The 13,017-nt window shown below is 34.3% G+C and carries 7 protein-coding genes; 3 read left to right on the top strand and 4 right to left on the bottom strand.

Translation table 11 applies throughout. From position 1 onward, the window contains the following. The first annotated feature begins 8 nt into the window (after window positions 1–8). Together leuB and H8K90_RS02640 are read left to right on the top strand one after the other, a co-directional pair. A complete protein-coding gene (gene leuB / locus H8K90_RS02645; RefSeq protein WP_186844385.1) occupies window positions 9–1,127 on the top strand; it encodes a 3-isopropylmalate dehydrogenase in 1,119 nt (372 codons plus the stop codon). Window positions 1,128–1,132: 5 nt separating this feature from the next. Continuing rightward, window positions 1,133–3,715, top strand: a complete 2,583-nt coding sequence (locus H8K90_RS02640; RefSeq protein WP_186844384.1) for a phosphoenolpyruvate carboxylase — start codon at window positions 1,133–1,135, stop codon at window positions 3,713–3,715. 110 nt (window positions 3,716–3,825) lie between these two features. Here H8K90_RS02640 and H8K90_RS02635 read toward each other — a convergent pair whose 3' ends face one another. The 4 genes from H8K90_RS02635 to H8K90_RS02620 all read right to left on the bottom strand — a co-directional run bounded on the left by H8K90_RS02635 (window position 3,826) and on the right by H8K90_RS02620 (window position 8,060). Continuing rightward, window positions 3,826–5,064 carry an ammonium transporter gene (locus H8K90_RS02635; RefSeq protein ID WP_186844383.1) on the bottom strand — a complete coding sequence of 413 codons (1,239 nt, stop codon included), beginning with the start codon at window positions 5,062–5,064 and terminating at the stop codon, window positions 3,826–3,828. A 4-nt stretch (window positions 5,065–5,068) separates the two neighbouring features. Next, window positions 5,069–5,407, bottom strand: a complete 339-nt coding sequence (locus H8K90_RS02630; protein WP_186844382.1) for a P-II family nitrogen regulator — start codon at window positions 5,405–5,407, stop codon at window positions 5,069–5,071. A 297-nt stretch (window positions 5,408–5,704) separates the two neighbouring features. Further along, window positions 5,705–7,012 (bottom strand): ammonium transporter, encoded by a 1,308-nt coding sequence (locus tag H8K90_RS02625; RefSeq protein WP_186844381.1) that lies wholly within the window; start codon window positions 7,010–7,012, stop codon window positions 5,705–5,707. Window positions 7,013–7,040: 28 nt separating this feature from the next. After that, a complete protein-coding gene (locus H8K90_RS02620) occupies window positions 7,041–8,060 on the bottom strand; it encodes an outer membrane beta-barrel protein (RefSeq protein ID WP_186844380.1) in 1,020 nt (339 codons plus the stop codon). Between the two features lie 442 nt (window positions 8,061–8,502). Between H8K90_RS02620 and gltB the strand changes: the two genes are divergently transcribed. Beyond that, window positions 8,503–13,017 (top strand): glutamate synthase large subunit, encoded by a 4,515-nt coding sequence (gene gltB, locus H8K90_RS02615; protein ID WP_186844379.1) that lies wholly within the window; start codon window positions 8,503–8,505, stop codon window positions 13,015–13,017.

Genomic DNA, 13,017 nt, shown 5'->3' with positions numbered 1-13,017 from the left:
TAGTACAAATGAAATTAAATATTGCAGTATTGCCAGGTGATGGTATTGGTCCAGAAGTAACAAATCAAGCAGTGAAAGCTCTTAAAGCTATAGCTTCTGAGTTTAATCATGATTTTAAGTTTACAACAGCAGATGTTGGTGCAATAGCTATAGATAAGCACAACGACCCATTGCCAGAAGAGACTTTAGATTTATGTAAATCTACAGATGCCATATTATTTGGTGCTATTGGTCATCCTAAGTACGATAATGATCCTTCTGCAAAAGTACGTCCAGAGCAAGGACTTCTTAAGTTAAGAAAAGAATTAGGTTTGTATGCTAATATTAGACCTGTAAAAGCGTATCAAACGTTATTGGATAAATCACCTTTAAAGAAACATATTATTGAAGGTACAGATATTAGTATCTACAGGGAGTTAACAGGTGGAATTTATTTTGGTGAAAAACAATTAAGCGAAGATGGTAATGTAGCTTCAGATTTATGTGCTTACTCAAAAGCAGAAATAGAACGTATAGCACATTTAGCATTTCAGGCAGCTCAAAATAGAAGTCATAAAGTAACTTTAGTTGATAAAGCAAATGTTTTAGAAACATCTAGACTTTGGAGAAAAGTAGTAACTGAAATTGCTAAACAATACAAGGATGTTAAACTAGATTTCTTATTTGTAGATAACGCAGCCATGCAAATGATATTAAATCCAAAACAGTTCGATGTTATTTTAACCGAAAATATGTTTGGAGATATTATTAGCGATGAAGCTAGTGTTATTGGTGGCTCTATTGGTTTGTTAGCTTCGGCATCGGTTGGTGATAAATATGCCATGTTCGAGCCAATACATGGGTCGTATCCTCAAGCAAAAGGAAAAGGAATTGCCAATCCTATTGCGTCAATATTATCTGCTGCAATGTTATTAGAACATTTTGGTCTTTATAATGAAGCAGAATTGGTTAATTTAGCTGTTGAGAAATCATTAAAACTAAATATATCAACACCAGATATCAACGCAAAATACGATAATGTAACTACTGGTAAAGTTGGTGAATTTATAGAGGATTTTATTTACAATCCTAAAGACACTAATATGAATTTTACCAATATTCACCTAGGTCAATCGACCATTATATAAATTAAATGCCTACACAGCCAAAGCTTACTCGATTCAATCAAAACGTATTATCAAAATATCAGATATACAACAGTATATTTATGACCTTACCTTTTGATTCTGTAACTAAAACAGGTGCGTTACTGCCTTTGTTTCATGAAACATGCCAGAAAGGATTTGCTAATAAAGATAATCCTACAACTATAGTTGAAACATTTTTTAAAAAATACCAAGCTAGGCGATCACCTCAAAGTCAGATTAATTTACTGTTTCGATTTATTCAATATATAGAACGACAAGTCGTTTTATTCGATGCTATAGAAGATGCTGCATTTCCTGTTGTAAATAACATGGATGGTATTGGTACGTTGCGTAGTTTAAAAGAATCTGTATCAAAAGAAAATAAGCTCGAAACACTGAGGAAATATCTAGAAGAGTTTAAAGTTCGTATTGTACTAACGGCGCACCCAACTCAGTTTTATCCAGGTTCAGTTCTAGGAATTATTACAGATTTAACAGAAGCTATTAAAGAAAATGACTTATTGAGAATAAATGATTTATTGGCTCAACTGGGTAAAACACCATTTTTTAAACATAAAAAGCCTTCGCCTTTTGATGAAGCGGTAAGTCTAATTTGGTATTTAGAAAATGTATTTTATAAATCTTTTGGAACCATATACGATTATATTCAACAAAATATTTTCGACGGCAAACAGATTGAAAATGATATTATAAATATAGGATTTTGGCCAGGTGGAGATAGAGATGGTAATCCGTTTGTAACTCCAGAGATTACATTGAATGTAGCAAAACGATTGCGAGAAACTGTAATTAAAAATTACTACAGAGATGTTAGGCGCTTAAAACGTAAGTTAACATTTCAGGGTGTAGAAGAGAGGATGTTGGTCATAGAAAAAGAGCTTTATAAAATTATTACTAACAAAAATTCTAATTTAACAGCGGATAATTTTGCTGAAGAATTAAAGGTTGTTAAAAGTGTAATTGTTAAAGAACACCAATCACTTTATGTAAATGAAGTAAATAGTTTATTAAATAAAATTCACTTATTCGGATTTCATTTTGCAAACTTAGATATACGTCAAGATAGTCGTAAGCACCATCAGTTTTTTACTGATATGGTAAAGTCTTTGATTAAAAGTGGTAGTGATATTTTTCCGAAGGATTATTTTGATTTATCAGAAAAAGAGCAAATTAAAATTTTATCTAAAGTTAAAGGTGAGGTTGATTTATCCTTAATAAAGGATGAAGAAACTTTAAAAGCTTTAAATACAATGAAAGCGATTAAAACCATTCAAGGAACTAATGGTGAGAAGGCAGCAAATCGTTATATTATAAGTAATAACCAAACAACGCTTAATGTAATGCAATTGTTTGCTATGTTGAAGTTGGTTGCTTTTCAAGATAAATTAACCGTAGATATAGGACCACTTTTTGAAACCATTACAGATTTAGAAAATGCACCAGGAGTAATGGAAGAGTTATATTCAAATCCAGAATATGCTGCACATTTAAAATCAAGAGGGAACAAACAAACCATTATGTTAGGTTTTAGTGATGGTACTAAAGATGGTGGTTATTTAATGGCTAATTGGGCAATTTATAAAGCCAAAGAAAACTTAACTAGAGTATCTAGAAAATATGGAATAAAGGTTATTTTCTTTGATGGTCGTGGTGGACCACCTGCGCGTGGTGGTGGAAAAACTCATAATTTCTATGCCTCTCTTGGGCCAACAATTGAAGATAAAGAAGTGCAATTGACCATACAAGGGCAAACGATTAGTTCTAATTTCGGAACGTTAGAATCTTCTCAATATAATTTAGAACAGTTAATAAGTTCTGGTATTCATAATAGCTTAAGTGATTCAGATTTAAGTATGCTTCCTGAAAATAGAGAGGTAATGACCGATTTATCTGAACGTAGTTATAAAGCCTATTCAGATTTTAAGGCGCACCCTAAATTTATTTCGTATTTGGAGCACATGAGTACTTTAAAGTATTATGCGAAGACGAATATAGGAAGTCGACCATCTAAACGTGGTAAATCTGAAGGCTTAGTTTTTGAAGATTTAAGAGCGATACCGTTTGTTGGTTCTTGGAGTCAATTAAAGCAAAATGTACCTGGCTTTTTTGGAGTAGGTACAGCCTTAAAACATTATGAAGATTCAGGTGAATTTGAAAAAGTACAGAAGCTTTTTAAAACTTCAAATTTCTTTAAGACTTTAATTGAAAATAGTATGATGTCCTTATCTAAATCATTTTTTGATTTAACAAGATACATGGCAGAAGATCCTGAATATGGTGAATTTTGGACTATTATTTATAATGAGTACGAAACATCAAAACATCTCATTTTAAAATTAACTGGCTATAAAGAGTTAATGCAAGAAGAGCCAGCAGGTAAGGCTTCTATTGCTGTTAGAGAATCTATAGTTTTACCATTATTGACCATACAGCAGTATGCTTTAAAAAAGATACAAGAACTTGAAAAAGCTGGAGTAAAACCAGATGATGAGCAAATGAAAATTTTTGCGAGCATGGTGACTAGGTCTTTGTTTGGTAATATTAATGCTAGTCGTAATTCAGCTTAACAAATTATTCAATCTTTATTATTATTTAGAATAAAAAACCTCTAAGAAATTTCTTAGAGGTTTTTAATTAACAATTTATATTTAATCAATTAAATTTTCAATATTTAATTTTAATGCTCATTTAATCTAAAATCTGGATAAGCATCCATACCATGCTCGTGAGCGTCTAAACCTTCTAATTCTTCTCTTTCAGAAACTCGTATTCCCACAGTTTTCTTAAGTGTAAAGAGTATAATGAAAGCAGAAACAGAACAAAATACAGCAATAGATCCAACACCTATAAGCTGTGAAATGAACTGGTCTACACCAGCTAAACCACCAAATAAACCTACTGCTAAAGTTCCCCAAATACCACATACTAAATGTACGGCAATGGCACCAACAGGATCATCTAGTTTTAATCTGTCAATTAACGATACAGCAAATACGATTATGGCTCCAGCAATTGCCCCAATAATTATAGCATCCGTTGGACTCATTTGATCTGCACCAGCAGTAATACCAACAAGACCACCTAATATACCATTAAGAAACATTGTTAAATCTAAATTCTTATAACGTATAAAAGATACAAGAGCTGCAATAACTCCACCTGCTGCGGCTGCTAAACATGTGGTTACTAGAGTTAATGATGTTAATTCTGGATTTGCAGACAATACAGATCCTCCATTAAAACCAAACCAACCTAGCCATAAGATGATTACACCAGCAGTGGCTATAGGGATGTTGTGGCCAGGAATAGCTTGTAGTTTTCCGTCTTTGAATTTACCAATTCTTGAACCCAATAGACATACTGCTACTAATGCAGCCCAGCCGCCAACAGAGTGTACTAGTGTTGAACCTGCAAAGTCATAAAATGGAGTATCTCTTGTTTCTAAGAAGCCACCTCCCCAATCCCAAGATCCAGCAATAGGATAAACAAGGCCAACGTATATAATTGCAAAAACCATAAAGGGCCCAATTTTCATACGTTCTGCAACAGCTCCAGAAACAATAGTTGCAGCTGTTGCTGCAAACATACCTTGAAATAAGAAGTCTGTCCAGTAAGTATAACCTTCATTGTAAGAAAGATCTAAAGCGCCTTCTGCCATTGGTGCATCCAAACCAAAACCTGCGAAACTTAAAATTCCCCAATCACCAGATTCAAAACCTGGATACATAAGGTTGAAACCTACTAAGCAATAGAGTAGTAATCCAACCGTGATAATGAACATATTTTTAAATAATATGTTTATAGTATTCTTTTGACGTGTCAATCCAATTTCTAAAAATGCAAAACCTAAATGCATAAAGAAAACGAGTGCTGTACAGATCATCATCCATACATTATTTATTGTAAATGTTTCCATGATTTTATTTTAAAGTTTGTCCTCCTTTTTCTCCTGTTCTTATTCTGTATACCTCCTTAACATCAGAGACAAATATTTTACCATCTCCAACATCGCCTGTAGAGGCAGACTCAATAATTGTTTTAACTGTAATGTCTTCAAAATCGTCATTAACTACTATAGATAAGTAGCGTCTTTGAATGTCGCTTGTGCTATAAGAAACACCTCTGTAAACATGGCCTTCTTTTTCGTTGCCTAGTCCGGTAACATCCCAATAAGAGAAAAAATTTACACCTACTTCATGAAGTGCTTTTTTTACTGTAGAAAATTTAGATTTTCTAATAATTGCTTCAACTTTTTTCATTGTATTTGTTGTTAGTTATTAGTATTTAATACAAAAAGGGGTATTAAATATGAGTCAATTTCCGCCAAATCTATGTAATATTAACCTATACCCATAAAAAAATGGGGCTAAAATGTAATTTTTGTGAATTTATAAATTTAACCCCCTAAAAATTTAGGTATAATTTGTAAACATTATGTTTTTATGAAAAGCTTTTAAAAGCAAAAACCTTCAAAGCAAAAGCTCTGAAGGTTTTCTCTAACAACTAAATAATACAATCAATTTTAAAATTTATTTGCAAGTATTATCGTTTGGTGATTAGCCTCTATCTCGTTTTCCTGGGTAAGCAATTTCCCCATGTTCAGAAAGGTCTAATCCTAATTCTTCTTCTTCTTTTGTTACTCGAAGTCCCATGGTAGATTTTAAGACTTTAAGGATGATGAATGATAAGACGATTGACCAAACTGCATATGCAACAACACCAATGGCTTGTGAGCCAAGTTGACTGAATCCACCACCGTTAAATAGTCCAATTCCCGTTTCACCATCAATTCCCCATAATCCAATAACTAGGGTACCCCAAGCTCCAGCTACTCCATGTACAGAAGCGGCACCGATAGCATCGTCTATTTTTAATTTCTTTTCAATAAATTCTATTGAGAAAACAACTATTATTCCACCGATTAGTCCGGCAAATACAGCGCCAATAGCAGACATATTTCCGCATCCAGCAGTAATACTAACTAGGCCTGCAAGTGCGCCGTTTAAAGTTTGTGGAAGATTTGGTTTTCCGTACCATATCCAAGTGGTAACTAATGCTCCTAATCCACCTGCAGCGGCAGCTAAATTTGTGATTAATACAACATTTGAAGCTCCGATTGCGTCGGCACCACCCCAAGCTAATTGTGAACCACCATTAAATCCAAACCAACCTAACCAAAGGATAAATACCCCTAAGGTTGCTAGGATTTGATTGTGTCCTGGGATCGGATTTACTTTTCCGTCAACATATTTACCTATTCTAGGCCCAACCATAAAGGCAGCTACTAATGCAGCCCATCCACCAACAGAGTGAACAATAGACGAACCAGCAAAATCAATAAAACCTAACTCGGTTAACCAACCAGAACCTTGCCATTGCCATCCACCAGCTATTGGGTATATTAAAGCTGTCATTACAACAGAAAAGATCACGTAAGTTGAGTATTTTGTACGTCCCGCAATTGCTCCAGATACTATTGTTGCAGCAGTCGCAGCAAACATAGTTTGGAAGAATAAATCTGCGCCTTCCCCTTGCATAAGACCACTCCAGAAGAACCATCCATTTGAGGTGTCTCCGTACATTAAAGAATAACCAACTAACCAGTAGGTGAGGGATCCTACACAAATATCTAGTAGGTTTTTCATGGCGATGTTTGCGGCATTTTTAGAACGTGTCATTCCTGTTTCTACTAATGTAAAACCAGCTTGCATGAAGAATACTAAGATACCTGAGAGAAGCATCCAAAGCATTCCTAAATCTCCGTTAATTGCACTTACTGCATCTTCAACGTCTTTTGTGGTTGCTGCTACTGTATCTTGTACAACGGCTAGATTTGGGAGTAGGGCTAAATAATTATCTATCATAATTAATTGGTGTTAGTTAGTATATGTTTTAGAAGGTGTAGATTGCTGCTAATGTAAATGCAGCTAAGCTACTTGAGTCTTCGCCGTCAGCATCAAAGAAAGCTGCGTCGTTATTACTCCAAGAGTCTAATCTAATTTCTGGCTTTATAATTAAGTTGCTTTCTACAGTGTAGCTACCTGTTAATGTTGCTGCAAATACACTTGGTAAATCGTCATCGATATCTTTATCGTGAAGTCCATAGTATTCAGCTCTTAAGCCAATGCTAAAGTCATCGGATGTAGCAAGTTGTGGGTATAGGGCAGCGCCATAAAATCCACTTCCGTCATTGTCATTGTACGCAGCATTAATTCCTAAGAAAAAGTCATCAGAAACATCAAAGCCGCCTGTGTAATCAACTTCGAATCCTAAGCCGCCATTGTTGCCACTGTCGTAATATAAATTTAAAAATTGCCCTTTATAGCCTAATTGAGCTCCAAAAGAGTACTCTCCAGTCGTAGATGTATTGTTAGTGTCCCAAGGATTCATAACGGCTAACATTAAACTGAAATCGTCAGATAAAGCAAAATCAGCTTTTAAACCAACATGAGAAAATGGTCCGCTAGAGAATAAGTAAGATGTACTATAGTTAAAGTTTGCTGCTGGAGCAATTACTTCGTAGCCTAAAAACGTGTTGAAACGACCGAAAGTTAAGGTAGTGCTTTCAGAAACATTCCAGTATGCATAAGCTTGGTTTACAATACCATCAACGATATCATTGCTAAAAGTAGCGCCTGCTCCTCTTGGTCCTGTAACTAAATCTAAAACTGCACCTACTTTACCGCTTTCGTAGCTTGCAATTATATTACCCATACCTAAGGCAAATCCTGTTTGATCAGCAAAAGCAGTTCCAAAAGATTGTCCTGAATCATCAGAGGCTGTTAGGTAAGTCTGGTAATAAGCATCTACACTTCCGCTAAGTGTAAATTTTTTCTCAGTAGTTTCTTCTGCGTCTTGTGCTGTTAGAACTATTGAGGTTAACAGTAATGTTAGAGTTAAAAATTTTTTCATAATGTAATAATTAAAAATAGTTAGATTCGGATCAAATCTAGGTAAAGTTATTTTAGACCCTATAAAAAAATGGGTATAAAATGTAATTTTTATGAATATTTTATTTTATACCCCCTAAAATTTAGGGTTTAAATAATTTTAAGTTAATAATTGTCATTTTAATAATTGAAAATTTTAAAATTTTGTTAAAATTCTTAAAAGCATAAATACTTTTTAAAGTGTTGTTGTTTTCGAAATCGTTTTCGCAATAAATGCTAATATTTATTGAATAATTCTCATTGATTAATTGGTAGTATATACTGAATTTATTGCCATATTTTCAATTAAAATGCTCTTAATTATCGATATGAAAAAAGTGATTCCGTCTTTTTTTTAATTGAACATTACAGCATATCTTTCAGTGATAATAAGGTGTAAAAAACCTTTAAATTTTTCTGATATTATGTTTAAGAAACAAGGACTTTACTCACCAGAATTTGAACACGAAAATTGTGGTGCAGGATTTATATGTAATTTAAAAGGAGAGAAAACAAATCAAATTATACATGATGCGCTAGAAATTCTTGTAAAATTGGAGCATCGAGGAGGTGTAAGCGCAGATGGAAAAACAGGTGATGGTGCAGGGTTATTAATTGATATTCCTCATAATTATTTTAAGCGTGTTTGTGGCTTTAAAGTTCCTGTTAAAGGGAAGTATGCTGTGGGTATGGTTTTCTTGCCAAAAAACAGAAACCAATATAAGTTTTGTAAAGATACTTTTGAGAAAGAAATTATTGCGCAAGGCCTTACAATTATTGGTTGGAGAGAGGTTCCTGTAGACTCTACACAACTCGGTGAAATAGCCTTGGCTTCAGAGCCAAATATTGAGCAACTTTTTGTTGGTAAATCTAACGAAGTTTCAGAAAAAGATTTTAATGCAAAACTCTATGCAGCACGTAAGATTACAGAGCATACTGTTAGGAAATCTAAGATGTCTCAAAGCTCTTATTTTTATGTGTCTAGTTTATCAATGAATACACTTATATATAAAGGTATTATTATGCCAGAAGATATAGGTCGCTATTATAAAGATTTACAGGAGGACGATTTGGTAACAAGATTGGCTTTAGTGCACCAACGTTTTTCTACCAATACAATGCCAACTTGGGAGTTGGCTCAGCCATTTAGATTTATGTGTCAGAATGGAGAAATTAATACGCTTCGCGGGAATATAAGTAGAATGCGAGTGCGAGAAGAAATTATGAAAAGTGATGTCTTCGGTCCGCAAATCGATAAATTATTCCCAATCATATTACCAGGGAAATCAGATTCTGCATCTATGGATATGGTAGTAGAATTATTAACACATACAGGACGATCTTTACCAGAAGTAATGATGATGATGATTCCTGAAGCTTGGGAGAAACACAAAACCATGTCACCTGAACGTAAAGCTTTTTACGATTATAATGCCTGTATTATGGAGCCTTGGGATGGACCTGCTTCTGTACCTTTTACGGATGGTAATTATATAGGTGCACTTTTAGATAGAAATGGATTAAGACCGTCGCGTTATACGGTTACAAAAAGTGGCAAGCTGATAATGTCTTCAGAAATTGGAGTCGTTGACATCGATCCAGAAGATGTAGAAAGCCATGGCCGTTTAGAACCTGGTAAAATGTTTTTGGTAGATATGAACCAAGGACGTATTATTAATGACGAAGAAATAAAAAGTAAAATTGTTCTAGAAAGACCTTACCAAGAATGGTTAGACAAAACAAGATTACATCTTAAAGATATTCCATATACTGGTGAAACTTGTCCGATTGAAACTTTGGATATTAAAACAAGACAGCGTCTCTTTAATTATACATACGAAGATATTCAAGAAGTAATTACACCAATGGCTCAAAAAGCTAAAGAGGCTTTGGGTTCAATGGGTATCGATACCCCTTTAGCGGTTTTATCAAATAAACCACAGTTAATTTCTAACTACTTTAAACAATTATTTGCTCAAGTAACTAATCCACCATTAGATGGAATTAGAGAAGAAATTGTTACCGATATTAGTTTGTCTTTAGGTAAGGATAGAAATATTTTCAGTATTACCGAACGCCAATGTAGAAAATTGAAAATTCAGAATCCGGTAATTTCAAATGATGATTTAGCAAAAATCAGAAACATTCAAGTGGAAGGTTTTAAAGCCGAAACCGTAGAAATGTTATATCAAAAAGACAGAGGACTAAATGGTTTAGAAGATGCTTTAGATGGTATAATTGTTCAAATTGAAAAAGCCTTATTACGAAAAACGAATATTATTATTTTATCAGATAGAGGTGTAAGTAAGGAAATGGCACCAATACCACCTTTGTTAGCTTGTTCTTATGTGAGTCATCAAATGAACCGTTTACGTAAGCGTTCTTATTTTGATATTATTATTGAATCTGCAGAACCTCGTGAGCCGCATCATTTTGCAACTTTATTTGGTTATGGCGCTTCTGCTGTAAACCCATATATGGTTAACGAAATTATCAGAATGCAAGTGACAGATGGTTTCATTACAGATATGGATGAGCAAAAAGCGGTTGATAATTTTAATAAAGCCATCGGAAAAGGAATTCTTAAAGTAATGAACAAAATAGGAATCTCAACCTTGCGTTCTTACAGAGGTTCTCAAATTTTCGAAATTGTTGGTTTCAACTCACAATTCGTTGAGAAATACTTTCCATATACAGCCTCAAGAATTGAAGGTATTGGGCTTTATGAAATAGAAAAAGAGATAGACAAACGCTACCAACATGCATATCCAAGTAATGTTTTAGATAAACGTTTAGGATTAAATATTGGTGGAGATTACAGATGGAGGCGAAATGGAGAAAAGCATTTGTTTAATCCAACTACAGTAGCAAAATTACAACAAGCGGTTCGTTTAAGTGATCAAGCAAGTTATGATGTTTATGCAAGAACTATAAATGAACAATCCAAAAATTTAATGACCATTCGTGGTTTGTTTGAATTTAATAATATAGATCCTATTCCCATTGAGGAAGTAGAACCTTGGACGGAAATCGTGAAACGTTTTAAAACAGGAGCGATGTCTTATGGGTCTATTTCTCGTGAAGCTCATGAGAATTTAGCCATTGCCATGAATAGAATTGGAGGTAAATCTAATTCTGGAGAAGGAGGAGAAGATAGAAGACGTTTTCAGCCAGATATTAATGGCGATAGTAGAAACTCAGCCATAAAACAAGTAGCTTCGGGACGTTTTGGTGTTACTTCTCATTATTTAACCAATGCAAAAGAGATACAGATAAAAATGGCGCAAGGTGCTAAGCCAGGCGAAGGAGGTCAATTGCCAGGTGAAAAGGTATTGCCTTGGATTGCAGCAGCAAGAAATTCAACCCCTTTTGTTGGTTTAATTTCGCCGCCACCACATCACGATATTTATTCTATAGAGGATTTAGCACAATTAATTTACGATTTAAAAAATGCTAATCGCGATGCAAGAATTAACGTAAAACTAGTTTCAGAAGTTGGTGTTGGTACCATCGCGGCTGGTGTTGCAAAAGCAAAAGCAGATGTAGTACTTATCGCTGGTTATGATGGTGGAACAGGAGCATCGCCTTTAACATCACTAAAGCATGCTGGTTTACCTTGGGAACTTGGATTGGCAGAAGCACAACAAACCTTAGTACTTAATAATTTAAGAAGTAGAATTGTTGTTGAGTGCGATGGACAATTAAAAACAGGTAGAGATGTTGCTATAGCGGCATTATTAGGAGCTGAGGAATTTGGTTTTGCCACAGCACCATTGGTAGCTTCAGGATGTATTATGATGCGTAAGTGTCACTTAAATACGTGTCCTGTTGGTATCGCAACACAAGATAAAGAGTTGCGTAAAAACTTTAAAGGCACACCAGAACATGTTATTAATTTCTTCTATTATATAGCTGAAGAATTGAGAAGCATTATGGCAGAATTAGGGTTTAGAACTATGGCAGAAATGGTTGGTCAGACGCATAAAATTAATGCCAACAAAGCCATAAGTCATTATAAAGCTAAAGGTTTAGATTTATCTTCAATTTTACACAGGCCAGAAGTGTATAATCAAATGACGGTTAAAAATACTGAGAAGCAAGAGCACAATTTAGATAATGTTTTAGATTTCAAAATTCTAAAAGATTCGCATCGTGCTTTATATCGAAAGGAACAAATGACATTATCTTATCCTATAAAGAATACCAATAGAACCGTAGGAGCGATTGTAAGTAATGAGATTTCAAAAATTTATGGTCATTTAGGGTTACCTGAAGATACCCTAAATATCAATTTTGAAGGTTCTGCCGGACAAAGTTTTGGAGCATTTGGAGCACACGGATTAACGTTTAATCTTCAAGGAAATACCAATGATTATTTAGGTAAAGGGTTATCTGGAGCTAAGCTAATTGTTAAGAAACCTGAAAAAGCAGATTTTAAAGCAGAAGATAATATCATCATTGGTAATGTGTGTTTATTTGGTGCAGTTGAAGGACAAGCTTATATAAACGGAATTGCAGGAGAGCGTTTTGCTGTAAGAAATTCTGGTGCCACTGCAGTTGTAGAAGGAGTAGGAGATCACTGTTGTGAGTATATGACTGGTGGAAAAGTAGTAGTTCTTGGTAAAACAGGACGAAATTTTGCTGCTGGTATGAGTGGAGGAATCGCTTATGTGTATGATCCAGAAAACAAATTTAAAAATGGTTTGTGTAATACTGAAACTATAGAATTTGAAAAAATTATTAAGAAAGATGCAAACGATTTAAAATCTATAATAGAGAAGCATGTAAAATACACTAACAGTGATTTAGGGAAGTCTTTATTAGCAGATTGGGAAACAAGCTTAAAGCATTTTGTACGCGTTATGCCTACAGAATACAAACGCGCATTAAAGCGTTTAGAGACAGAAGAACAAATGGTTGAAGAATTAGAAACAGTATAG

This window comes from Winogradskyella echinorum, assembly GCF_014297365.1.
GTDB lineage: Bacteria > Bacteroidota > Bacteroidia > Flavobacteriales > Flavobacteriaceae > Winogradskyella > Winogradskyella echinorum.
The sequence above is the reverse complement of the archived record's forward strand: the minus strand, read 5'-3'. Positions and strand labels throughout refer to the sequence as shown.